Below are 25,852 nucleotides of genomic sequence, written 5' to 3'. Positions count from 1 at the left end.
TCGTTCCTTTTGTTCGGCCTTTTACACTTGTTATTTTATTCGCTTATTGTTCACCTCTTATTGAGAGCGCTCGAGGTACTTATACGTTTAGCCTTTTTTTGATAAAAACGAGTAGCGCTAAACGCCAATAAATATGAAAAGCACGTAATTGAGCGGTGTGCGTGTTTATGCAAACCGAAGCTTGTGTCACACTACGTAAAGCAAAAGTAAGTATAAGAGTAGTGGAAAAAACACCGTGGCGAAAAACAAAACAAAAGCGCAACAACGAGTTCGCAATAAAAGTGAGAAAAATGAAAAAAGTGCTGACGCTGAGCCAAGAGCGGTTCAGCAAGCCAATGATTTTGGTGAGCGGGCAGGTTTCTTTAGACGCCTTGCTGCTATGGTATATGATGTACTCGTTGCAGTTGCGGTAGGTATGTGTGCAGCAATGGTGATGATAGTGACGGTTATCGTTTTGCTTAAAAATGGTTGGCTCGATATGCAGGGCTTTGCTGAGCCAGCAGACCTTATTCAAGCTTCTACGGGGTATAAACTATTAATTCAAAGCTGGGTAGGGCTTTGGATAGCGGGTTTTTTCTTGTGGTTTTGGAAACGCGGCGGCCAAACGTTGGGTATGCGAGCATGGCGTTTACGCATATTCAGTACGGTAGAAGAGCCGGTAACAATGACCCGATTGATAACGCGTTTGGTCGGTTCGCTTTTCGGGCTAGGTACGTTATTGGTTCTATTTGATGTGAAAGAAAAGCAGTCACTTCAAGATAGGCTAGCAAAAACTGAAGTGTTAAAGCTGTCTAAAGAAGCTAACGATCATAAAAGCTGGTAGAACATTTAAATAAACAAAAAACGGAAAATAACAAAGGGCAGTAAGACTGCCCTGGTTTAGAAAAAAATCGGCTCAAAACGACCTGGCCCCTAAGAACTGTTTTATAGACAAGAATGCCAAAGTTAGGTCAATACCAATTAGTGCATACCAAATCGAGTCGAAACCTTTCAGCGCTTGAGCATTATTCCAGCCACGGCAGCAAACAGAAGGCTGGGTAGAATAGCACCTAGGAAGGGCGGCAGTTGATAAACTAAACTTACAGGCCCAAACACTTCATTTAAAATGAAGAAACCAAACCCTGTCAGCACGCCCATAATAACCCGAGCGCCCATAGTAACGCTTCTCAGTGGGCCAAAGATAAAAGACAGCGCCATGAGTAACATGACACCAACGGATACAGGTTGGAGTATTTTGCGCCATAGGGCCAGTTCGTAGCGAGCAGAATCTTGGTCGTTGCTCTCTAGGTAATTGACATAATCAATCAGCCCAGTAATGGATAAGGCCTCAGGTTTCACCGCAACAATACCTAATTTGTCTGGTGTAAGCGTTGAATTCCAACGCTTTCTTTCAAAACTTTCGCTGGTAATTTGCTGCTCGGTAAATGAGGTTATTTCAACGTTGTTCAGCCACCAGCCATCGTCATCAAATGCCCCTGAATTTGCATAGCTGATGCTTTGTAACGACAAGTCTGGGTTGAAGTCGTAAATGCGAATGTCTTTTAATGCGTCTTGACTCAACACTTGGCCGATACTAACAAATCGCTCCCCATCCTTCGCCCAAACCAATTTATCAGAAGAGAACAAGCTTCCCTCTGAAATAGCTTCTGTGCGAATTTGTTTGGCTTTTGTTTCACTCAGGGGAGTTACCCATTCACCCACTGTCATTACCACAAGGATCATCACAAGGGTAGATTTCATAGCCGAGTTTATGATGTTCCATCGGCTCAATCCCGCTGCTTGCATCACTACCAGCTCGCTGTTGCTGGCAAGTACCCCCATGCCTATTAAACCACCGAGTAGGGTAGCCATAGGGAAAAACTGCTCTAGGTCACGAGGTAAGCTCAGTATCACGTAGAGAAAGGCTACGAGCATGTCGTAGTCGCCCTCACCAATTTTTCGCAGCTGTTCTACAAATTTGATGAGAGCGCTTAGGCCAATCAACACGCTTAAGGTAACGGTTACCGTGCCGAGTAATGTGCGAGCGACGTATAAGTCTAGGATTTTAAACATTTACTTTTTCCCCAGTACCCAAGCGCGCAGCTGCGTGCCGGTTTTCCTATCGCGCACAATTAACACAAACCCAATAATCAACATGACAGTATGAACCCACCACAAGCCAAGTTGCACAGGCATTTTCCCATCTTCCAGTACACGGCGGCTTGCCAGCAGTAACAAGAAGTAGCCCAAATACAGCAGTATGGCGGGGAACATTTTTCCAAAGCGACCTTGTCTTGGGTCAACGGCACTTAACGGCACAGCAATAAGCACTAAAAATGGGATGGATAGTGGAATAGCAATACGCCACTGCAATTCTGCTCGAGCTTCAATACTGCTGTCGTTCCATAATTCTGATGTGGGCAAAACGCTTACTTTTTTGCGAGGTTCCTCAGCTGGCTTATCTGCAATTTGAATCTGATATTCGTCAAACTCTACTTTTCGGTAGGCCTTGCCAGACTGAGCCCCCTCATACTGCACGCCTTGCTTTAAAATTAGGCTTCGGGTGCCGTCGGCATTAGTTGCCACGTCGCCGCTTTGTGCGTAAACCACACGAACTTGCTCTTTGCTATCGTCGCTCTGATTTTGCGACAAAAACACCCGCTGAAGCTTATCGTTTTGATCTACGTCGTGAGCAAAAATAACCGCCTTTTCATTCCCTGTCTGTTGAAAACGGCCGGGCATTAGGGCAGAAATCCCCGCTTCATTACGCGCCTTTTCTCTTAATTGATATTCATTTTCTGCGGCTAGGGGCGCAAAATACAGTGTGATTGCACCAGTCACTATCATGATCAGAACCGACAGGAACAGCATTACTCTCGTAATGTACCATTCACTAATACCACAGGCGCGCATGACGGTCATTTCACTATCGACGTAAAAACGCCCGTGAGCCAACATTATTCCAAGATAAGCGCTTATTGGCAGCACAAGAGATGATAGTATGGGGGCATAAAGCGCCAAAAAGCCTAACACGAGTCCGGCTGGAATATCGCCATCAGAAGCGTCACCTAAAACGCGAACAAAGCGTAGCGTGACAAAAATGGCCATTAAGATAAAGAAAATCGCTAGCTGAGATTTAAGCGTTTCCTTAAGTAAATAGCGGAATATCAGCATCTCAGTCTGTCCGGATAATTAGGAATTTTAGTGAAAGAAAGCACAATTTTGTTTAAACTTACCGTTTTTACAAGTTTTGCCTGCAACCATAAACCGTTTGCATGATGTTTCGACGCAAAATTGGCCTATATTTAATGGGCAAACGCGTTAATTGCAGTGAACTAAAAAGTTATGCTGCGTATTAAAACATAAAGCAGCGCGAAACGTTACGTGATTTTAGTCATCGTGCAAACTATAAACGACGAAAAGCGAGGTAATATCGTGGAGTTTAGTGTAAAAAGTGGCAGCCCAGAAAAGCAACGTAGTGCCTGTATCGTTGTAGGTGTCTTCGAACCACGCCGATTAACAGCAGTGGCGGAGCAACTTGACGAAATTAGCAATGGCTATATCAGCAACCTCTTGCGCCGTGGCGACCTTGAAGGTAAAGCTGGGCAAATGTTGCTACTGCATAACGTACCAAACGTGTTAAGCGAGCGTGTGCTGCTCGTCGGGTGTGGTAAAGAGCGAGAGCTAGACGAGCGTCAGTACAAAAACATCATCGCTAAAACAATTCAAACACTGAATGAAACGGGGTCAATGGAAGCGGTCTGCTTCTTAACCGAACTTCATGTAAAAGGTCGTGACACCTACTGGAAAGTGCGTCAAGCAGTAGAAGCTACTGAAGACTCTCTATATACCTTCTTACAACTGAAAACCAAAAAAGGCGAGCCTCGTCGCCCACTGCGTAAAATAGTCTTCAATGTGCCTACCCGTCGGGAATTAACAGTAGGAGAACGCGCAGTAGAGCATGGTCTAGCCGTTTCTCGAGGTGCAAAAGTCACCAAAGACGTGGCCAATATGCCGCCAAATATTTGCAATCCAGAGTATTTGTGGAAACAAGCCCAAGAGCTCGCGAGTCGCTATGACAGTGTAACTGCTGAAGTGGTTGATGAAACACAAATGGCTGAGCTAGGCATGCAAGCTTATTTGGCTGTAGGCCGCGGTTCAGAAAATGAAAGTATGATGAGTATTATGCATCATCGCGGCGGCCCTGCAGAGCAAGCACCTATTGTCTTGGTGGGTAAAGGTCTTACTTTTGATTCCGGTGGTATTTCGTTAAAGCCAGGCGAAGCTATGGATGAAATGAAATACGATATGGGTGGCGCTGCAGGTGTGTTGGGAACCATGCACACCATTGCTGCGCTCAATTTGCCAATCAACGTAATTGGTGTGCTTGCTGGCTGTGAAAATATGCCTAGTGGCAATGCCTATCGCCCTGGCGACATACTGACTACTATGTCGGGACAAACCGTTGAAGTACTCAATACCGACGCTGAGGGCAGATTGGTATTGTGTGATGCGCTTACGTACGTAGAGCGTTATGAGCCAGAGTTGGTCATTGATGTGGCAACACTCACTGGCGCGGCAATTATTGCGCTAGGTCACCATGCTACGGCGGTCATGAGTACCCACAACCCACTTGCACACGAACTGTTAAATGCTTCTGAGCAGAGTTCAGATAGGGCGTGGAGATTGCCGTTATGGGACGACTACCAAGAGCAGCTAGAGAGCCCGTTTGCTGATATGACAAACCTAGGTGGACGACCTGCAGGCAGTATTACTGCTGGGTGCTTTTTGTCGCGCTTTACTAAAAAGTACAACTGGGCCCATCTGGATATTGCAGGAACAGCATGGCGCAGTGGCAAAAACAAAGGCGCAACCGGACGCCCCGTACCTATGCTGTCGCAATTCCTAATGAATCGTGCCGACATTAAACTAGAGGATTAATCTTCTATGCCACAGGTTATTTTTTATCAACTTAGTGCTAGCGATAACGGCGTAACGGGTAAAGCCAGTGAAGTCGTTGCTAACGCGTTTGCTAATAAACAAAAAATTAGCGTGCTGTGTGATACACAAGCACAAGCAGAAGAAGTTGATGAATTGTTGTGGCAACTACCGGCGAACCGTTTTGTTCCTCACAACCTCTATGGTGAGGGACCGCAAGCGGGCACGCCGGTAGAAATATGTTGGCAGCCTGAGCAGGTTGCCAGACGACAAATGGTGGTCAACGTGGGTTCAGGGATGGTGTCATCGCCTAACCAGCACCGCCAAATTATCGATTTTGTGCCCGTGGATGAAAATGCTAAGCAAGCAGCGCGGGTGAGATACAAAAACTATCAGCAAGCTGGATGTAATATGCAGTTTAAGTCTGTGTGACAAAGCGTTTGTGACGTGGCTAGTAAGATATGGCCTAGATAACACAGGGTGCTTGATTTAAGCGAAATACTGAAAATCGCTCACAGTCGTTAATTTTTACATCAGTTTCTAAACGAGAGTCAGTAATGGATAAAACCTTCGAACCGCAGTCTATAGAGCAGCAATGCTACCAAAAATGGGAAGAGGCGGGTTTATTTAAAGCATCTGGTAGCGGCGACCCCTATTGTATTCTTCTTCCTCCACCGAATGTGACGGGTAGCCTGCACATGGGTCATGGTTTCCAGCAAACCATTATGGATGCGCTTACTCGCTATCACCGCATGAAGGGCGACAATACCTTATGGCAGGTGGGTACCGACCACGCAGGTATTGCTACGCAAATGGTGGTTGAACGCCAGCTAAACGCTCAGGGCAAAACTCGCCACGATCTAGGTCGAGAAGACTTTATTAAAAAGATCTGGGAATGGAAAGAACACAGTGGCGGCACAATCACTAGCCAAATGCGTCGATTGGGCACCTCTCCAGACTGGTCTCGCGAAGTCTTTACTATGGACGATGACCTTTCAACAGCAGTAACCGAAGTGTTTGTAAAACTGCACGAAGAAGGGCTTATCTATCGCGGTAAACGCTTAGTTAATTGGGACCCTGTTCTTCACACCGCCGTTTCTGACCTAGAAGTGCTAAACGAAGAAGAAGACGGCCATATGTGGCACATGCGCTATCCTCTTGCCGATGGCAGTGGGGAGCTTGTGGTAGCCACAACCCGCCCCGAAACGATGTTAGGTGATACCGCCGTAGCCGTTCATCCTGACGATGCGCGTTATCAAGATTTTATCGGCAAAGACATTAAGCTACCTATTACGGGCCGTTTAATTCCTATTATTGCTGATGATTATGTGGATATGGAATTTGGAACTGGCTGTGTAAAAATAACGCCGGCTCACGATTTTAACGACTATGACATGGGTAAGCGCCACGACTTACTTATGATCAATATCTTAACCGACGATGCCAAAATTAATGACGATGCGCCAGAGGCGTACCGCGGTTTAGATCGCTTCGATGCACGCAAGCAAATTGTTGCTGATTTAGACGGCCAAGGTGTATTGGTTAAGATTGAACCGCATAAACTTAAAGTGCCTCGTGGGGACCGCACCGGCGCGGTTATCGAACCGTATCTGACCGACCAGTGGTATGTAGCGGTGGAGTCGCTTGCTAAGCCAGCCATTGAAGCTGTTGAAAGTGGAGAGATTCGTTTTGTACCAGAGAATTGGAACAAAACCTACTTCCAGTGGATGAACAACATCCAAGACTGGTGCATCTCTAGGCAGTTGTGGTGGGGACACCGAATTCCTGCATGGTATGACGAAAGCGGCAAGGTATATGTAGGGCGCACAGAAGAAGAGGTGCGTGCAAAACACAGCCTTGGCAATGATGTGACGCTTTCACAAGATAACGATGTACTTGATACTTGGTTCTCAAGTGCGTTATGGCCATTTGCAACAATGGGGTGGCCTAAAGAAACCCCTGATTTAGAAACGTTTGTTCCTTCGTCAGTGTTGGTAACAGGCTTTGACATAATTTTCTTCTGGGTAGCCAGAATGATCATGATGACCAAAAAGTTTACCGGCAAAATTCCTTTCAAAGATATTTACATTACCGGTCTTATTCGTGATGAAAATGGCGATAAAATGTCAAAGTCAAAGGGCAATGTACTTGACCCTATCGACCTCATCGACGGTATCGACCTAGAATCTCTGGTTGAAAAGCGTACCGCCGGCATGATGCAGCCTCAGCTAGCAGAAAAAATTGTGAAGCGCACCCGCCAACAGTTCCCTGACGGCATTCATGCCTACGGTACAGATGCACTGCGTTTCACCTTTGCTGCAATGGCATCCACCAGCCGTGACATCAACTTTGATATGTCTCGTGTGGAAGGTTACCGCAACTTCTGTAATAAAATTTGGAACGCATCGCGCTTTGTATTAATGAATACAGAAGAGCATGATACTGGCGTTAACGGCGGCGAGATGGTACTCAGTCTGGCCGATCGTTGGATTTGGGCGAAGTTCCAGCAAACTCTCGTTGAGTTTGAAAAGGCATTGTCTGACTACCGTTTTGATATTGCAGCACAAACAATTTACGAGTTTACGTGGAATCAGTTCTGCGACTGGTATTTAGAATTAACTAAGCCGGTACTGAGCAACGACGGGAGTAGCGAAGCTGAAAAGCGCGGAACCCGTCATACGCTCATCAATGTGTTAGAAAGCCTTTTGCGTTTAATGCACCCAATAATGCCATTTATCACTGACACTATTTGGCAACGTGTAGTGCCTTTAAGTGCCCTTAAGATAGAAGACGGCGCTAGCATTATGGTGCAACCATTCCCTGAAGTAGATGCGGCTAAGCAAGACGATACGGTTCTCGCTGATATTGAGTGGGTGAAGAAGTTTATTGTGGGTATTCGCAACATTCGAGGCGAAATGGATATCTCACCGAATAAGCCGCTAAACGCATTGTTGAAGAACGTCAGTGATTCTGACGCGCTGCGTTTAGACGCTGCGAAAGGCTTCTTAGACAAGTTATCTAAGCTTGAAAGCGTAACCATTTTAACCAAAGACGATACCGCGCCAGCCAGCGCTACCGCGTTAGTGGGGGAGATGGAAATTCTTATTCCTATGGCAGGATTGATTGATAAAGATGCAGAACTTGCTCGTATCACTAAAGCCATGGAGAAAGTGGAAAAAGACGTGTCTCGAACTCGCGGAAAGCTAAGCAATGACAAGTTTGTCAGCAATGCGCCAGAAGCGGTTATTGAAAAAGAGCGCGCAAAATTAGACGAAGGTGAAAAGGCCTTGGCCAAGCTTAAAGAGCAGTACGATACTATTGCTGCACTTTAAATGAATGATTTCGCTAACGAACACCGAATACTTAGGTTAGTTTAAACCACGTGTGTTAACGCTAAGCCTGCTTGAGGCTTAGCCCTTTCAACAGCCATACGAATTGCCTTAAATGCTCAATGTTCGAGTGCCTTCGTTTGCTCAGTAATCCATAAAAAACGGGACCACAGTACGCTATGCGTGTACAGTCGGCCCCGTTTTTTTTGCAATGACTTAAATGTGATAGTCGTTTTTGCCATTAACGACGTAAGCTCCATTTGTTAGAAATTGCGCCAGCTTCAAGGTCAGGGCTTTTTGTTTGATAGGCTTGGTAAGATAATCGTTCATGCCCGAGTTTAAAGCGTTTTTCTCGTCTTCTTTCATCGCATTAGCAGAAAGGCCAATGATAACAATGTCAGTAAAACCCTTTGCCCTAAGTGCTTTTGTTGCCTCGTAACCGTCCATAACAGGCATTTGAACATCCATTAAGATAAGGTCATATTCCGAAGAGTTTTCAATTTTGCGAACGGCTTGTTGACCATCTTCCGCCACGTCAAACGTTAAGCCTAAGTTGGTCAGCATTTCACCAGTAACAAGCTGATTGATGTTGTTGTCTTCTACAAGCAAAACATGCCCTTCAAAGAGTACGTTTTTCTCTTCGTTTTCTTCGTTGTGTACAGCCTGAAATTCCTCTGGTGTGTCTTTTACAATCACTTGCTTAATAAACCGTTCAAATTGAACTGGTGTAAACGGGTGCATAATGAGTGGATTGTGCCAAAGGGATGCATACTTTGTTTGCAGCGCACTACCCGCACTCTCCATTATCAGTCCAACAGACTTTCCCTCTTCAACTAATGTTTTGAACCAACTTAAATTCTGCCTGAAGGTAACAAAGTCGGGCACATCAATCAGAATATGAGCCGGCAGATTAGCCTGTTCTTGCGCGTACTCAATACTTACAATCGATTGTGCTAAAAGCTGGATATGCTGAATGTAGGCCTTAGGCAGTAGTGCAGAGTTAGTCACATACATACTGTTGTCAGGTAAGGCTGGAGTTTGGTCCAATATGCCTCGCTGTTGATTAATCACTTTAAGCGGAAGAGTAATGATAAATTCGCTTCCCTTTCCCAGAGCCGAAGTGGCGTGTAGTTCGCCATGCATGAGTTCCACAAGTTGGCTCACAATGGCTAAACCTAAGCCCGTTCCACCATAGGTTCTGTTGGTCGAGCCGTCGGCTTGTGTAAAGGGTTTAAATATTCGGCCAAGCTGAGCTTGGCTCATTCCTATTCCGGTATCAGACACGCGCATTGTAAGATTGAATACCTCACCAGAATCACTCAACGCACCGTCGAACTCTATTTCAATACGCCCTTGCTCGGTGAACTTGACCGCATTATTACCTATATTCATGATGATCTGAGCAATGCGTAAAGGGTCGCCGACAATTTGTGAATACAGGGAAGGGTTGACAGAAAAGCGCACCGATAGGTTTTTCTCTTTCGCCCTAAGCGCTATCACGGCAATTAAATTATCAAATAATGAGTGAAGGGAGAAATTCACTTCTTCAATTTTTAATTCCCCCGCTTCAATTTTTGAAAAGTCTAAAATGTCGTTGATAACACTAAGTAAAATTTGTCCAGAATAAGCAGCCTTATCGAGATAGTCTTTCACCGTACTGCTCAGGGCCTGCTTTTGAGCAAGTTCTATTAAGCCAATAATGCCATTCATTGGAGTACGTATTTCATGGCTCATGTTGGCTAAAAAAATACTTTTTGAAGCAGTGGCCTGTTCCGCTTTAAGTTTGGACACCCTTAGTTCGTGATTAAGACGCTCTTGTTCAACGTTTAAATTTTGTGCATCTTCCAATAGCTTTTGGGTCTGCCTGTTTTTATTGCTAAACACCATGGCTGCTCTCGACAGCTTGCCGATTTCATCAATTCGGTTGTTACCGGGAATATTTTCAATTTGCACGTCTCGCGAAAGCTCATTAAACACATGAGTAATAGACCTAATAGGCTCGAGAATTCTTACCATGGTAAAAACAGCGGCTGCAAGCGCTAATAAAATAGAAATTAGGGAAAAGAGTTCACCGTTTTCCTGCGTTTTTGCAGCAAGCTCATAGGTTTGCTTTGTTGTCGCGTCAGATTGTGCCGATACGTTATTTGCTAATTCGCCGCTTAGGTACAAAAATTCTCTCGCTGAGCCAGCCATGACCACATTGACTAAAAACAAATTACCTTGAGTAATTTGTGTCAGGGTTAAGAAATCGGCTTTTAATCTGTTCGCTCTCGCAGCAATACGATCGGCGGACCTTCTATTTAATTCACTCAAACCATCAACACCATTCACACTATCAGTAAGTGGTAGCAAAGCCTGATTAAATGCTTTAACAAAGGTGATATCTGGCTTTTGCAGGTATTTGAGTGTGGCGTTTTCTGCAAGAACAAGCTGATTTTTAATTCCATTAAAAGTAGCGTTGCTGATTTCGCCTTGCTCCAAAAGTCGGTTTGCAAGATTTTGTAGCGCGATGATGTTGGCAAGGGTTCCCTCTGATACCAAATTATCACGTTGTGCTCGTGCATCAACCACTTGAGAAAAATTGTCTTTATAAGCTTCGAGATGCTCATGCATTCGAGTGAGCACATTATTCTCGTCTGATTCTGGGTAAACTATGTTTGATTGCGCTAGCGTGTCGAGCTTTACATTAATTGAAGTCATTAAGCGAGTGAAACGGGTAATGGCCGTTGAACTAGCATTTTCTTTAAAAATCAGCACGTTTCGCTGTAAGTCGACTACATCACGCTCTAGTTCTTTTACAATACCTACCGCCGCGATTGCTGAGCTGGCAGAATCGATGCCTTGATTTAAGACCGCTTGATTCTCATGGGCGATATAACTTTGAACAAGTATCAGTCCAATAAGTGCAGCAAGAACGATAACAAGCTGTGTTCGTATTGAGGATAGCATGCAGCGCGAAAGCCTTATTTTGTTTATTGACTAAGAGGTAATAAATTCATACCACTTTTGTAGGCTGTATTCATAACTTGGCATAACTGTATTCCAAACTGCCACATTACTAAAGCGGTTTTCGTAACTGCCGCCGTTTCGTTGTGCGCCTTTTAGTACGCTTATTTTGCCATCTGTTCCGGTTAGGTCAGAGGGCGCGGGTTTACCTTCATACCAATAATCCCATTCGGCGGTAGATAGATATTTCGCTGAGCGCTGAGGGTTAGAGATATAGTACCCCTGTCTGGCGATAAATGCGCCAGCCCAGCCCGACAACCACCAATTCATATATTCGTAGGCCACGTCTTTGCTGCGCCCAGTAGATGCAGAGGAGAGGCACATCACGCCATGCCATCCGCGATATCCTTCTTTTGGCGCAGCAAAAGTTACTGGGATATTTTGCCCGTTGAGTACTGAAACGGCAGGTGAAAACATACTTTCAATGGCCACTCTACCGCTTTTCATAAACTGCACCGACTCGGGTACGGAAGTCCAAAAGCCATTAAAGTGGTTTAGCTGCATTAGCTCAATTAGTACGCTGAATAAGTCATCAAGTTCTTGCTCGGTCATGGCGCCCACATCGTTGAATGTTACAAAGCCTTTAGCTTGAGCGGCCAGTGCTAAGTCGAAGAGACCAATAGTGGGGTCGTTCACAATAGCAACCCTTCCTGAGTAACGACTGTCTAGTAGCCATCCCCAGCTTTCAGCTTCGCCTTGCAGGTCTGTAGGCACGTGCCTTCTATCGTAACCAAAAGAATCTACGTTGTGTACGTAGGGCAGAAAGCTAACTTCATCAGTAGAGTTAGCACCTAAGGTGCCATCACTTTGAATGTTTAAAATTTTATGAGGGGCATCTCCAGCTCCCATTCGCGCACTAGCGGTGAGTTTACCTGTTTTAGAAAGGTCGTTAATTTCTTCCCAATACCCAATACGTTTTTTTTGGATAGGTTGGATAGCGCCTGCTCTCCACAGCACTCCTATACTATTTGACCATTGTTCGTACAAATCGAAAGCAGTAGGGTCCATAGACGCCTTTTGCAATACCGTTGCACTGCCGCCGGGTTCAAATTGAATATTGATACCCAGATCTTCCATTGCTCGTTGCCTTATGGATTCTTGCAACGTTACGTGGGTTCCCATTACCTTTAGCGTTGGTTTAGGCTTTCCAATGGCAAAGGGGGTAACGCCAGCGGTAATTCCTAGAGCTAACGTTCCTTTAATAACGCTTCGTCGAGCAATAAAAGTAGAGGTGTCGTTTCCTATATTTTTCGTCATCAACTCACAATCACTTTTGAAATTCGTCTCTACAGTGTGGCACTAATATGGCTTGTTTGCTAAGCAGCTCGTTAGCACGTTACCGAGTTTTGGCGATAACTCAAGAGCGAGTTATTGCTTCTATACTAATTGAGTATTTATCCAGTCTGTTAATTACAGTGCAGTCTGACTGCTACTGTGTAAAATTCTTCGCTCTCACGGGGGCTTAGTTTAAGATAAGATGGGGTTAACACGCCCGTGATTCATGGCATCAAAAGATTGCATTCATTTTTTGACTAGCTGGCGAATATGTAAATGCCGTAAGCTCAAACTGGCAATGATAAACAGTAGCGCAGCCCAATTGAGAGAGCCAGCGTGTTCTTCAACAATAACGACCTTGTCTTCTATAACATATTCATTCGTTTCACTTTCTAGCGGTACAAAAGCAAACTCAGGGTTGTCATAGCCGTCAGAAAACGCCACAAGTTGTTCAGTCTGTGCATCGTAGAGTTCCAATAAAATATCGTAATCGTACGAAGAAAATCCCGAGACTAAGGTACTTTCTATCACAAAACTGTCGCTCGATTCTTCGCCATAGATATAGAATTCTGACGACACATGGATAGCGTCATAGACGCCGTTTTGACCCAAATAGAGCACTGCATAGACTGGTGCATCGATAAAAATTGTGTCGGCATCAAATTCCACCGAAAACGTAGAGAAGTAACCGTCGTAATCTAAATCATGCTGAAGGTTTATCCAGCTATCGTATATCCAAAACTCATTCACACTGCTTAAAACAATATCGCTAGATGATTTTGTTGTGTTTGAATGCTGTTCAACACGAACAGCATGTTTTGAATCGATTGAGGAGGTATCCAAACTACTTCCCGTGTAGGCAGCGTTAACTTCATAATTGGTTTTATGCTCGCTGGGCTGAGTTCGCAATGGTTCAGCGCTGGTTTGACTAGGCGTATGCTGCGTCTCTTTGGCGTCAGCTTGCTCGCCGTCTTGTTTTATGACGGCTTTTTCTCGCCCAGTGTAAGGTTGGTTGTAGCGGTATTCTTTTGAGGTGACCGTTTTCTTTGTCGAAGCGTATTCTGTAGTACTCTGTGCATACACGTTTGCTGCAGGCAGTACCAAAAATGTAAGAGTGGATATTACTGCTAAAAGGAGAGTGCTAATACCTAGCGTGCCTCTGTTATAAGAGGGGCTGCTATAAGTAGTATTACTACATGCGTTACTAACACAAGAGGGAGTTCTGGGTAGTGCGGTGACAACAGACAATAATTTCATAGGTACATCCTTTTCCAATCAACAATGACACTGTTATTGTTGATGGAAAAAGATGAACCAAAGCTGAAGCAAAACTTAATAAATGGGGTTTACCGTTAGCTAGCGTTGATTTCAAATAATCACGCCAGCAAGTTACCGCAGGTAAACAAAGAGCGTGCTAGTCGTTTAAGTGGGGGTGTTCATCTTCACCTTCGCCATCCATTACGCCATCTTCGCGAGGCTCAAAATAGGTGCCCCAGCCGTCATAAGTAACGTCGTGTTTGTCAGCTATTTTCAATAGCTTATCAATGTCTTCGTTAAGCACGTTGATATCGAGTTTACGTTCCACTACAGCGTCGAAGCAAAACACTTCTTCGCCATCGTCTAGCACTAACTCTTCAGCATCAGAAACCTCAAAGCCTGCTTTAAAAGCATCCACTGCCGCTTTTTCTAACACATCGAAGTCTGTACTCGCAAAGTGATGTTCAATGGCATAATCAGCATCGGCTTGGCTGCCATCTTCTAGTAGTGCATCAATCGTTTCTTGATTGAATTCATACCATTCTTCTCGTTCGTCAAATTGATTCATTTTTTTGCCTAACCTATGCATTCATATTGGCAACAAGTTTACCTGCTTTTCTCTAAATCATCGACCTGCTCATTCAACTGTTCGAATTTTTCTTTCATTTTCTCGTTGAAAATTCCCATCCATTCTTTAATAGAGTGCTCTTCGGTTAAAGGCTGTGGAGCGGCAATGTCGATAAGTACAATACCGTTGTCCCACCTATTCCAGCGAACTTTCTTGTGTAGGTTACTAGCCGTTACCATTACCACTGGTTCATTCGTGGTTTTGGCCAAACGAAAAGCGCCTTGTTTAAACGGTAAAATACCTCGGCCATTACTGCGAGTGCCTTCGGGAAACAGCCACACTGAGGTTTTCTTCTTGGCAATGCGGTTTGCAGCGATGTCTAGGGTATTTCTGGCCGCGCCTGAGTTTTTTCTGTCAATCATAATGTTCCCCGACAGCCAGTATATTTGACCAAAAATAGGGATCCACTTAAGGCTTTTTTTGCCAATGGTAACAACCCCAGGCAGTGCGGCTTTGCAAATTGTCATAATATCGAAACTATTTTGATGGTTTGCAATAAACACATAGGGCTCATTCAGTTTTACTGCGGGGTCTCGTTTAATCATAACTTTTAAGCCTACAATCTTAGCCATTTGAGAATACAATGCCCCTGCGGCCTGAACATTATCTTTATGAAAAGGACGTAAAACGCAGACAAATAGAAGCACTAGGTTGATAACCAAGAATGCGATAAAAAGAATGGGAATACGGAACAATGCTATCAAAACAACTCCTAGCGAATAATTGAGCGCGCAGTATAGAAGACTTTTCAGCGTACACTTGTCCGATGAGTTTTTATAGTGAAGTTTATGATCTAGTCTACACTTATAAGTTGTGCCTTAAGACTTTCTCAATTAATCGGGTGTACCTAATAGCACTTCTTAAGCAACCAATGAGACAAACAGCATGGAGCCAAACCATGCCACTTTAAAAACAGTTAACCGTATTGTGTTAAAACAATACTTTATCGCCTTTAGTATGAAGCATTTTTATCGATAGCCCATTACAATAGAGAAGAACGTGAAGCCTAACCGTAGTTGGTACCAATAAGTATGTTGACATTTACCCCTGACGAACTAGAAGAAGATATTCTTGCAGACCTCATGGAAGAAATTAACGAACTCTACGAGTCAAGTGAGCAAACGTTAATTGAGCTTGAGCTTCGCCCAGCAGACAACGAGTTGCAACGCGCCTTGTTTCGTTCAATCCACACTATTAAGGGCGACTTAGGGCTAGTTAATTTCTCTCCAATGATTCCACTTCTGCAGCATGTAGAGGATTTGCTCGACTTTCTTCGCAAAGGCCAAGTTGATTACACCAGCACGATGAGCGATCTCGTTCTGTTAACTATGGATAGGGTAAAAGCGTTTGTTGAAGAAGTTATGCGGCGGGGGAAAGCAGATTATGACAATACGCTGCACGAGCAGCTAGTCCTTGCGATAAGCCGAATTTCACCTGAAAATTCAGCTGAGCATGAGCGGTTTCTTACTGAGGCCGTATTGCTGTTAAATCCGGCCCTTGATGTGTCAGAGGGGAGCAGCGCTGCGTCCAGCGCAAGCCAACCCAAGGCACCTGTATTGGCATCTACAGGTATTCCAAAAGACATCAGTAGTGAAAAGAAGCAAGACGTATTATTTTTTCGGGAGCTAATGCAAACAGTAGAACGCCGGTCAACTTTTTGGACAGGCAAGGGCGACCGCATCGCCAAACTGGCTATGTATATCAACGACGTTGCCGATAAACTTATTGATGAAGACCAACTTGCAGTTGCAAGCTATGTTCATGACTTTGGTATGGCGTTTATGCCCATGAAATTGCTGACTAAAGTCGACACCCTTAGTGAAAATGAATTCAATCTAATGCGCTCTCATGTCTATAAGAGTGCTAGGTTACTCGAGCACTTGGACCAATGGGATATTGCGAGAAAGATTGTTATGCAGCACCATGAGCGCACTGATGGCTCAGGGTATCCATTGGGCTTAAAAGAAGATGATATTTGTGAGGGGGCAAAGCTGTTGGCAATCATTGATACTTACGATGCGCTAACTCATGCCAGAGCACACAATGAAGACGCAGTCATGTCGAAGAAAGACGCCGTAATTCATATAAACAAACACGCGAAAGGCCAGTTTAGTATGAAGTGGGTACGCTTCTTTAATCAGGGAATGACAGGGCTGTTAACAAAAGGGCATTAAGCCCCTTTGATAATAAATTCAATAACTGTTTCGATTAACTAAGTGCGATACATTGTGTTCCCACTTTAGTTAATCCCAAGCTCTTTTAATTTACGGGTAAGCGTATTGCGCCCCCATCCTAATCGCTTAGCTGCCTCTTGTTTGTGGCCATGGGTGTGATGGAGTGCTCGTTCAAGCATCACTTTTTCAAATGTCAGCATGGCATTGTTCAATATGTCATTGGCGCCATCTCTAAGCTGTTTGTCTGTCCAATTAGCAAGAAGCTCGGGCCAGTCTCCTACTGTGACTGCGGCGCTTTCTACACTGCCATCGCTGTGAATTTCAGGCGGCAAATCACTCGGTATGACTTCTTGCCCGCTAGCCATAACGGTAAGCCAGCGACATACGTTTTCTAGTTGTCTTACGTTTCCAGGCCAAGGCAATTGAGACATTACCCTCTCAGCATTTTTACTGATACTTTTGGCATCAACATTTAGCTCTTTTGCCGCGCGGCGTAAAAAATGACGAGTTAACAGTGGAATATCTTCTCGGCGCTCGGAAAGTGACGGCAGGTGGACTCGAATGACGTTTAGGCGGTGAAATAAATCTTCACGAAACTTACCTTCGGCAACTCTAATTTCTAAATTTTGATGGGTTGCAGCAATGATTCGTACATCAACGCTTACCGACTGATGACCACCCACCCGATAGAACTGGCCATCAGCAAGTACTCTCAATAAACGGGTTTGTACATCGAGAGGCATGTCGCCAATTTCATCGAGAAACAGGGTTCCACCATCCGCCTGCTCAAACCTACCTTGACGGGCTGCTTGCGCACCCGTAAAGGCTCCTTTTTCGTGTCCGAATAACTCAGATTCTACGAGGTCAGCAGGAATTGCCGCCATGTTTAATGCAATAAAAGGTTTGCTCGAGCGGGGACTGTGCCTGTGAAGGGCGTGAGCAACGAGCTCTTTACCCGTTCCAGATTGACCGTTAATCAGTACACTGATAGATGAGCGTGAAAGTCGGCCTATGGCGCGAAAGACTTCCTGCATTGCAGGGGCTTCACCAATAATTTCAGTAACCACTTCATCAGGCTGTACCTTGGAGGCTGAAGACTGCTCTCTTGAATGATCCAATGCACGCTGCGTCAGGGTAACGGCTTCATCTATATCGAAGGGTTTGGGTAAATACTCAAAAGCACCCTTTTGATAAGCGTTTACTGCACTGTCTAAATCTGAATGCGCGGTCATAATTATAACCGGGAGCAATGGATGAGAGCTGTGTACTTCATTTAAAAGCGTCATGCCATCCATTTGGGGCATACGTATATCTGATATGATAACTTCAGGCGCCTGACCGCTTTGAATTTGACGCAGCAAGTCTTCAGGGTTTTCAAAACTTAAGCAGCTTATATCGGCTGCCTGTAAGGCTTTTTGCAACACCCAGCGAATTGAACTGTCGTCATCAACAATCCATACCGATTCATTCGTCATCGCCTGTCTCCTTGCTAATAATTGGAATGTATATCACGAATTTTGTGTAACCGGGGTGGCTGTCCACATCTATCTTGCCACCGTGATGGTTAATAAGGGTTTGCGATATTGATAACCCTAAGCCTGATCCATTCTGTTTGCTGGTTACCATGGGATAAAACAACGTATCTTTGATATCCGCGGGGATACCCGGACCGTTATCAATTATTTTCACCTTAGCTACTAGTGCATGACGCTCAGACTGAATGGTCATCTGTCGCTCGATACGTGTGATCAAGCGAATTTCAGGGTTTGGCGTATTGTATTCGTTTAGTGCCTGAATACTGTTTCTCACTATATTCAGTACTGCCTGTTGAATCATATCAGGGTCGATCTTCAAATCGGGTATGCTAGGGTCGTAATCTCTAATAATTGATATTGGGTTCACCGTATCTATCAACATCAGGCTTCTCACTTTCTCTAGCGCTTGGTGAACATTGCTCATCTCAAAGCGAGGGAGAGAATTGGGGCCTAACAATCTATCGACCAATGTGCGTAAGCGATCGGATTGCTCAATAATCATGCGAGTGAATTCTTTATGCTGCTCTGGCAGCTCTTTTTCTAGCAGTTGTGCTGCGCCGCGAATTCCCCCTAACGGATTTTTGATTTCATGTGCTAGACCTCGAACGAGCTCACGAGCGGCATAATGCTGGGCGTTTTGCAGGTTTTCTCTCGTAATACGCTTTTGTTTATCAATCTTCTTCACTTCAAAAAGCAAGCCAGGACCGTTTGCCGTATTGATATTTGTAACTGTCAAATCTACAGAAACATAGCGGTTATCTTTGAAAGCGAGCTTTACTTCGTTTTCAGTAAAGTCTTCACCTTTTCTAATCGCCGCTTTAAGTCGCGTAGTTTCTATAGTATCGGGCAAAAAGAAGTCCGGCAGATAGTGCCCTTGAAGTTGTTTCATGCCTGTTTCAAATAGTGCTTCACCAGCATGGTTGGCGTAAACAATACGCAAGCTACTGTCAACGGTAACGAGCGCTGTATTTAAACTGTTTAATAGCAGCAGTGTTGCTGACTCGGTAGATACCATCCGAGTGTGTCTCCTTTGCACTAATTTTGTGCATTGTAGCGTGCAGCTAAGAAGACCGCCTCGAATTCATTCAAAAAATATTTCGAATGAACCGCCGTGGTGCGCTTGTTTGTAAGGACTGCACGCTAGTTGTTATTTATAAACACCGATGCCTGATGTAGGTAAAGGGTTTGTATAGGAGACGATGCAAGAGTCTTGCCCGTATTGTTGGTAAGTTCAACTTTATAATCGTGTGCTCCACGATTGATACCTTCTAACTTAAAAATTCCCGAAGAGTTGCGCTGAATTGGGGCGCCATTAAAAACTAGCCGATACAAAGGCGCTTTTGATGCACTGTTTTGTGTCGCTTTTATAACAAAGTCTCCCGCATTGTTCCTAATTGTAGCTTCAGGAGCGGGACTGATGATACTCACGCTGTAATCGGGTTTTTTCTTTGTCACTTTACTTTTTTGTGGTTCAGGTATCTTCATTGCAGACACCACATTACGCGTTTTGACGTCCAGTTCAACAATATTGGCATCAGGTGGTGGCGTATCAGTATAGGTAATTGAGCCGTCTTCGTTGACTACCTTGTATATCTGCGGAGCGCTCTTAGCCGGAGGCTGTTTGGGAACATTTTTTTGATTATCTTGCCATGCAAGTGTGCTTTGCGTGCTCAGGAGCAAGCAGCATGACGACAAAGATAAAAGCTGCAGAGCGCGTTTTGCTAGATGAGTCATGGTCATTCTTCCTGAAAATACTATGTCTTAATAATAGATAATGTTCGGGCAATAAAAAAGCCCGCATGAGCGGGCTTTGATATTTGTTCTAATAACGTATCGGTATAAATAGGCTATTAAACGCTGTAGTACATATCGAACTCGATAGGGTGAGTTGTCATGTTAAGCTTGGTCACTTCTTCTGACTTAAGATCGATATATGCATCAATCATGTCATCTGTCATTACGCCGCCAACAGTAAGGAACTCACGATCACTATCAAGTGCGTCTAGCGCCATTTCAAGTGAACTTGCAACGGTTGGAATTTCTGCCGCTTCTTCTGCCGGTAGGTCGTACAAGTCTTTATCCATAGCATCGCCAGGATGGATTTTGTTTTTGATACCATCAATACCCGCCATAAGCATCGCCGTAAACGCAAGGTACGGGTTAGCTGTTGGGTCAGGGAAACGAACTTCGATACGGCGTGCTTTGTCGCTTGTTACATAAGGAATACGAATAGACGCTGAACGGTTACGTGCAGAGTATGCAAGCATCACCGGCGCTTCGAATCCAGGTACAAGACGTTTGTACGAGTTAGTTGATGCATTAGCAAACGCATTAATGGCACGAGCGTGCTTAATGATACCGCCGATATAGTAAAGTGCTTCTTCAGAAAGACCTGCGTATTTATCACCCGCGAAGATGTTTTTACCATCTTTAGAGATTGACTGGTGGCAGTGCATACCAGAACCGTTATCGCCAACAAGAGGCTTAGGCATAAAGGTCGCTGTTTGGCCGTATGCATGTGCCACATTGTGAACAACATACTTGTATATTTGAATTTCGTCGGCTTTCTTAACAAGGGTGTTAAATTCGCAGGCAATTTCGTTTTGTCCAGCAGTTGCTACTTCATGGTGATGTGCTTCAATAACAAGGCCCATCTCTTCCATAACCATACACATTGCAGCGCGGATGTCGTGAGCAGAATCTACTGGAGGTACTGGAAAGTAACCGCCTTTCACGCCAGGGCGGTGAGCCATATTGCCGCCTTCAAACTCTTCGCCTGAATTCCATTTTGCTTCTGATGAATCAATTTTGTAGAACGAACCCGCCATGTCTGTATGGAATCGAACGTCGTCGAACAAGAAAAACTCTGGCTCTGGGCCAAAGAAAACCGTGTCACCGATACCTGTTGATTTAAGGTACTCTTCTGCGCGACGAGCAACAGAGCGTGGGTCCCGCTCATATCCTTCCATAGTAGTAGGTTCAACGATATCGCAGCGAATGTTAACTTGCGTTTCTTCTGCGAAAGGGTCTACTACGCAGCTGTCTGGGTCTGGAAGAAGAACCATGTCAGATTCGTTGATACCTTTCCAACCAGCAATCGAAGAGCCATCGAACATCTTTCCTTCTTCAAAGAAATCGTCACTCACTTGACTCGCGGGAATAGATACGTGTTGTTCTTTGCCTTTGGTATCGGTAAAACGTAAATCGATAAACTTAGCTTCGCTTTCTTTAATCAGCTCTAATGCCTTTTCTATTGACATCGTGTCCTCCAGGTTTAATGTAAAAATGCAGAGCGATCAGGCTCGCCCCAACAGTAAAAATGTGAAAGCGATAATCATGCCATCTATCCAATCGCCGTATTTTGTGACGTGAGAAAGGATCGAGTTTGAATTTATGATCCCTGCTGCACAAACTTGGTGCGCTCAAGCTTTTTTTTGGTGCAGTGTGCAGGCGCCTTGACGAATTAGACTAGAATACTTTTTCACACCTTTCCACCGTTTTTCTGGCATACGCAGAATTCTCGTAAGACATAGAATTGGCTAAAGGCCTTTAAAAACATAAGATAACTATAAACATTTACTGCAAAGTAAAAAAAGATGCGCAAACGCCGCGTTTTTTCTGTACAATCCGCGAAATTTTTCCATCTGCATCTTTGCAAGAAATCTCATGCATGCCGTTTTGGTGTGTATCGATTTATACAGGCTCTATATAAGCATGAATACCACTGATATAAGTAAGTTGCGTAATATCGCAATCATCGCCCACGTTGACCACGGTAAAACTACCTTGGTAGATAAGCTTCTTCAGCAATCTGGAACGTTGGAATCTCGCGGCGTACAAGAAGAGCGCGTTATGGACTCGAATGACATCGAGAAAGAGCGTGGCATCACCATCTTGGCGAAAAATACGGCAATTAACTGGCAAGACTACCGTATCAACATTGTTGATACCCCGGGACACGCCGATTTCGGTGGTGAAGTAGAGCGTGTAATGTCAATGGCTGACTCAGTGCTGTTGCTTGTTGACGCTCAAGAAGGCCCAATGCCGCAAACGCGCTTTGTTACTCAAAAAGCGTTTGCTCAAGGCCTTAAGCCTATCGTTGTTATCAACAAAATTGACAAACCAGGCGCTCGTCCAGATTGGGTAATGGATCAAGTATTTGATTTGTTTGACAACCTAGGTGCTACTGACGAGCAGCTTGATTTCCAAGTTGTGTATGCTTCTGCATTGAATGGTTGGGCGTCTAACGATGCTGACACACCGTCAGAAGATATGACTCCGCTTTTCCAAACTATTGTTGACCAAGTTGCTGCACCAGATGCTGATGCCAACGGTGGCTTCCAAATGCAGATTTCACAGCTAGATTACAACTCGTATGTGGGTGTAATCGGTGTGGGTCGTATTAGCCGCGGTTCAGTTAAAACTAATCAGCAGGTCACTATCGTGACTGCTGATGGAAAAACTCGTAACGGAAAAGTTGGCCTAGTATATGGCTATCTTGGTCTAGACCGTCACGAAGTGGACAGCGCGAATGCGGGCGATATCATCGCTATCTCTGGTCTTGGTGAACTGAAAATCTCTGACACTATTTGCGACGTTAATGCTGTTGAAGCACTTCCGCCACTATCGGTAGATGAGCCAACAGTAACCATGACGTTCCAAGTAAATACATCACCTTTTGCTGGTAAAGAAGGTAAGTACGTAACGTCGCGTAACATCCTTGAGCGTTTGCATGACGAGCTTGTTCACAACGTTGCTCTGCGCGTTGAAGAAACTGCCGATCCAGATAAATTCCGCGTATCAGGTCGTGGTGAGCTTCACTTAGGCATACTGATTGAAAATATGCGTCGTGAAGGCTACGAGCTTGCCGTTTCTCGTCCAGAAGTTATTCTGAAAGAGGAAGACGGCCAAACAACGGAACCGTTTGAAACACTGACCGTTGACTGTGAAGAAAAGCACCAGGGTTCTATTATGGAGCAGCTTGGTCTTCGTAAAGCAGAAATGACTGATATGTCTCCAGATGGCAAAGGTCGTGTTCGCATCGACTTCGTTATTCCAAGTCGCGGCCTTATTGGTTTCCAAACTGAATTTATGACAATGACGTCGGGTTCTGGTTTGCTATACCACTCATTCGACCATTACGGCCCTTACAAAGGCGGCATTATTGGTAAGCGTAAAAACGGTGTTCTCATTGCTAATGCGAACGGTAAAGCGCTAACGAATGCATTGTTCAATCTTCAAGAACGCGGTCGTTTGTTCATCGGTCATGGTGTTGAAGTTTACGAAGGTATGGTTATCGGTATTCACAGCCGTGACAACGACCTAACGGTAAACGCATTGAAAGGTAAGCAGCTTACTAACGTTCGTGCCTCTGGAACTGATGAAGCGCAAACGCTTGTGCCACCAATAAGAATGTCTTTAGAGCAAGCTTTAGAGTTCATTGATGAAGATGAATTGGTTGAAGTGACACCTGTATCTATTCGTATTCGTAAGAAGTTACTTACAGAAAACGAACGTAAGCGTGCATCACGAGCGCCAAAATAGTTAACGCGATAATCTCATCGCGTAAACGTAAAAAAATGCCAACTTCGTGTTGGCATTTTTGTTTCTGCTTCTCTGATATTTGAATGCACAGTGCTTAAAACCATAACGTTTAAAGCCATTATGTTTAAAAGCGCAGTGGTTGAAAGAATTGGCGAGCTTCGACCAAAGGCGAGTAGCCATTTTGGGCGTTTGACCCTACACTTTACACCATTGCTGCCATGGACTGCCTAACCAAAGGGCAATTTTTTGAGAGGTTTGTAATGATATCTGTTGCTGTTATTGAAGATGATCTCATCACTCTCGATTTAATCACCACTGCCCTTGAAACCGAACTCAATGCAACGGTTTATCCTTTTGGCAGAAGTAAATTGGCCCTCGATTTTCTGTTACAACAAACCGCCGACTCTCTTAATCTCGTTATAAGCGATCAGGTAATGCCCGATTACGACGGATTAAGCTTGCTGAAGATATGTCGTGCAAAAGGACTAGATATTCCCTTTCTGCTAATAAGCGCCGATACGAATAAAGCGCTAGTATTGGCCGCAGCAAAATTGAAGGTCGCTGGCTTCCTTGCTAAACCCATCAGAATGGAAGAACTTGTGGCAACGTCTTGCAAAGTGACAGCAGCGTTAAGCTAATCGAGCGAGAAAATAGCCCTAATTAAGTACAAATTGTTATAGGGAAATTGGCTGTTGACCCTAGTTTCTCATGATGCAAAATTTTACACTCAATGATTAAATTTCTCGGCAACAGGATGTAGTGTGAGCGCATTATTTGATAATACTCCTTCTCGTAAAGAAACCCATTCATTTAAGTGGCAGAAATATAAGGGCAAAGACATTATTCCGGCGTGGGTAGCGGATACTGAATTTTCTTGTGCCCAGCCCATACTCGATGCTATTTCGGCGCAAGTTGCCCACGGCAACATGGGATACATGCTTCCTGCGCAGCACACCAGTGCTATTAATGCAGTAGTACGTTGGCTAAAAGAGAAGCACGATTGGCATATTGAACCTGAGTGGTTGGTATGGACGCCAGGCGTGGTGCCGGCGTTTAACACAGCGTGTAAAGCATATTGCAGTGCGGGTGACAAAGTACTCATTCAAACCCCTAACTACCCGCCGCTTTTAGCTGCTCCCAAACTTAACGGATTAGAGCGGGTGGATATTGGTACGGTTATCGACAAGGAAAGTAATGGTGATAATCCCCGTCACACACTCGATTTTGACGCCCTTGAACGCGAAGCTGCCGATCCAAAATGTACGCTTTTCATTTTGTGTAACCCCATGAACCCTGTCGGTACAGTGTTAACGCAAGCGGAAATAGACCGAATAGCTGATATTTGCAGCAAAAACAATGTGAAACTGTGTTCTGATGAGATTCATTGCGATCTCATTTTAGAGGAGGGAAAGAAGCATATTCCAGCCGGTCGCGAAGCGTCACTCGCTGACAATAGCGTCACCCTTATGGCGGCAAGTAAAACCTTCAACATTGCAGGTCTTGGAACGTCTTTTGCCATCATCCCAAGTAAAACGCTTCGGCAGTCATTCACTAATGCGGCTGCAGGCATTGTTCCATGGGTGAATGTAATGGGATTGGCCGCCACTGAAGCAGCTTTCACACAATGTGACGACTGGCACGAACAAGAACTCGACTACCTTCGTGGTAATCGAGACAGAGTGTATGAGGCTATCAATAACATCGACGGACTTAGTATGTTAAAAGCCGATGCCACCTTTTTGGCATGGGTTGATGCAAGTGGGCTGGGCGTTGACAACGTGCAAACGTGGGCAGAACAAAAGGGTGTGGGTCCGTCTCCGGGGGTAGACTTTCACAAGGCTGACCATTTCCGAATAAACTTTGGCTGCAGTCGAGTCATGCTAGAAGATATATTGGCACGTCTGGGCTCGTAAAATGTCCGTACTCTTTGTTGCGTCACCTTGATGAAGAACCACTGCACCTGCGGTAACACGCTGTTATTACGAATATTTTAAGTCTCGCTGAGTGGAACTATCTACGCAGAATGGTACTTCACCAAGAAAGCCTTTTCATCGCGACAAGGCTTTCTTTTTTTAGTGATGATGAATTGTGTGGAAGTGTGTCGATATAACGTTGAAATAACTCGCTGGGCCAGTTTTGTCCATGCTGTAGCTAAACCTTTTGTAAAGCTCAAAGCGTTTTGATAAT

At 44.6% G+C, this 25,852-nt stretch carries 19 protein-coding genes; 8 read left to right on the top strand and 11 right to left on the bottom strand.

All coding sequences use genetic code 11. The features are described from left to right. Window positions 1-379: 379 nt before the first annotated feature. Window positions 380-823: an RDD family protein gene (locus tag ACOJR9_RS15385; RefSeq protein ID WP_420936151.1), complete on the top strand. Its 444-nt coding sequence runs from the start codon at window positions 380-382 to the stop codon at window positions 821-823. Window positions 824-990: 167 nt separating this feature from the next. On the opposite strand, the gene lptG is transcribed toward ACOJR9_RS15385, so the two are convergent. Together lptG and lptF are read right to left on the bottom strand one after the other, a co-directional pair. After that, window positions 991-2,052: an LPS export ABC transporter permease LptG gene (gene lptG, locus ACOJR9_RS15380; RefSeq protein WP_420933799.1), complete on the bottom strand. Its 1,062-nt coding sequence runs from the start codon at window positions 2,050-2,052 to the stop codon at window positions 991-993. Next, a complete protein-coding gene (gene lptF / locus ACOJR9_RS15375; protein ID WP_420933798.1) occupies window positions 2,053-3,153 on the bottom strand; it encodes an LPS export ABC transporter permease LptF in 1,101 nt (366 codons plus the stop codon). A 261-nt stretch (window positions 3,154-3,414) separates the two neighbouring features. On the opposite strand from lptF, the gene pepA reads away from it, so the two are divergent. From pepA to ACOJR9_RS15360, 3 genes are all read left to right on the top strand, one after another. Then, complete coding sequence (gene pepA / locus ACOJR9_RS15370) at window positions 3,415-4,920, top strand: leucyl aminopeptidase (protein WP_420933797.1); 1,506 nt, start codon at window positions 3,415-3,417, stop codon at window positions 4,918-4,920. A 6-nt stretch (window positions 4,921-4,926) separates the two neighbouring features. Next, complete coding sequence (locus ACOJR9_RS15365) at window positions 4,927-5,349, top strand: DNA polymerase III subunit chi (protein WP_032097334.1); 423 nt, start codon at window positions 4,927-4,929, stop codon at window positions 5,347-5,349. A gap of 125 nt (window positions 5,350-5,474) precedes the next feature. After that, window positions 5,475-8,249, top strand: coding sequence for a valine--tRNA ligase (locus tag ACOJR9_RS15360; RefSeq protein WP_420933796.1), 2,775 nt, complete (start codon window positions 5,475-5,477; stop codon window positions 8,247-8,249). Between the two features lie 213 nt (window positions 8,250-8,462). Here ACOJR9_RS15360 and ACOJR9_RS15355 read toward each other — a convergent pair whose 3' ends face one another. The 5 genes from ACOJR9_RS15355 to ACOJR9_RS15335 all read right to left on the bottom strand — a co-directional run bounded on the left by ACOJR9_RS15355 (window position 8,463) and on the right by ACOJR9_RS15335 (window position 15,116). Further along, window positions 8,463-11,195 carry an ATP-binding protein gene (locus tag ACOJR9_RS15355; RefSeq protein ID WP_420933795.1) on the bottom strand — a complete coding sequence of 911 codons (2,733 nt, stop codon included), beginning with the start codon at window positions 11,193-11,195 and terminating at the stop codon, window positions 8,463-8,465. Between the two features lie 30 nt (window positions 11,196-11,225). Next, a complete protein-coding gene (locus ACOJR9_RS15350) occupies window positions 11,226-12,509 on the bottom strand; it encodes an ABC transporter substrate-binding protein (protein ID WP_420933794.1) in 1,284 nt (427 codons plus the stop codon). 264 nt (window positions 12,510-12,773) lie between these two features. Beyond that, entirely contained in the window at window positions 12,774-13,784 is a 1,011-nt protein-coding gene (locus tag ACOJR9_RS15345) for a choice-of-anchor H family protein (protein WP_420933793.1), read from the bottom strand. Between the two features lie 157 nt (window positions 13,785-13,941). After that, complete coding sequence (gene rraB / locus ACOJR9_RS15340) at window positions 13,942-14,352, bottom strand: ribonuclease E inhibitor RraB (protein ID WP_420933792.1); 411 nt, start codon at window positions 14,350-14,352, stop codon at window positions 13,942-13,944. Window positions 14,353-14,390: 38 nt separating this feature from the next. Beyond that, the gene (locus tag ACOJR9_RS15335; protein ID WP_420933791.1) at window positions 14,391-15,116 is read right to left on the bottom strand and encodes a 1-acylglycerol-3-phosphate O-acyltransferase; all 726 of its coding nucleotides are present in this window, start codon (window positions 15,114-15,116) and stop codon (window positions 14,391-14,393) included. 327 nt (window positions 15,117-15,443) lie between these two features. Between ACOJR9_RS15335 and ACOJR9_RS15330 the strand changes: the two genes are divergently transcribed. Beyond that, window positions 15,444-16,586, top strand: coding sequence for an HD domain-containing phosphohydrolase (locus tag ACOJR9_RS15330; protein WP_420933790.1), 1,143 nt, complete (start codon window positions 15,444-15,446; stop codon window positions 16,584-16,586). 65 nt (window positions 16,587-16,651) lie between these two features. On the opposite strand, the gene glnG is transcribed toward ACOJR9_RS15330, so the two are convergent. The 4 genes from glnG to glnA all read right to left on the bottom strand — a co-directional run bounded on the left by glnG (window position 16,652) and on the right by glnA (window position 21,381). Continuing rightward, window positions 16,652-18,061: a nitrogen regulation protein NR(I) gene (gene glnG / locus ACOJR9_RS15325; protein ID WP_420933789.1), complete on the bottom strand. Its 1,410-nt coding sequence runs from the start codon at window positions 18,059-18,061 to the stop codon at window positions 16,652-16,654. Beyond that, window positions 18,051-19,136, bottom strand: coding sequence for a nitrogen regulation protein NR(II) (glnL, locus tag ACOJR9_RS15320; RefSeq protein WP_420933788.1), 1,086 nt, complete (start codon window positions 19,134-19,136; stop codon window positions 18,051-18,053). The genes glnG and glnL overlap by 11 nt, the downstream gene beginning before the upstream one ends. 125 nt (window positions 19,137-19,261) lie before the next feature. Continuing rightward, window positions 19,262-19,855, bottom strand: coding sequence for a DUF4124 domain-containing protein (locus tag ACOJR9_RS15315; RefSeq protein ID WP_420933787.1), 594 nt, complete (start codon window positions 19,853-19,855; stop codon window positions 19,262-19,264). 116 nt (window positions 19,856-19,971) lie between these two features. Continuing rightward, a complete protein-coding gene (gene glnA, locus ACOJR9_RS15310) occupies window positions 19,972-21,381 on the bottom strand; it encodes a glutamate--ammonia ligase (RefSeq protein ID WP_420933786.1) in 1,410 nt (469 codons plus the stop codon). A 454-nt stretch (window positions 21,382-21,835) separates the two neighbouring features. On the opposite strand from glnA, the gene typA reads away from it, so the two are divergent. The 3 genes from typA to ACOJR9_RS15295 all read left to right on the top strand — a co-directional run bounded on the left by typA (window position 21,836) and on the right by ACOJR9_RS15295 (window position 25,578). Next, a complete protein-coding gene (gene typA, locus ACOJR9_RS15305) occupies window positions 21,836-23,665 on the top strand; it encodes a translational GTPase TypA (RefSeq protein ID WP_420933785.1) in 1,830 nt (609 codons plus the stop codon). Window positions 23,666-23,925: 260 nt separating this feature from the next. After that, on the top strand, window positions 23,926-24,303 hold the full coding sequence (locus ACOJR9_RS15300; protein ID WP_420933784.1) for a response regulator: 378 nt from the start codon (window positions 23,926-23,928) through the stop codon (window positions 24,301-24,303). Window positions 24,304-24,426: 123 nt separating this feature from the next. Continuing rightward, window positions 24,427-25,578 carry a MalY/PatB family protein gene (locus ACOJR9_RS15295; protein WP_420933783.1) on the top strand — a complete coding sequence of 384 codons (1,152 nt, stop codon included), beginning with the start codon at window positions 24,427-24,429 and terminating at the stop codon, window positions 25,576-25,578. Window positions 25,579-25,852: the final 274 nt, after the last annotated feature.

The organism is Alteromonas ulvae, assembly GCF_048987005.1.
In the GTDB taxonomy this organism is placed as follows: domain Bacteria; phylum Pseudomonadota; class Gammaproteobacteria; order Enterobacterales; family Alteromonadaceae; genus Alteromonas.
The sequence above is the reverse complement of the archived record's forward strand: the minus strand, read 5'-3'. Positions and strand labels throughout refer to the sequence as shown.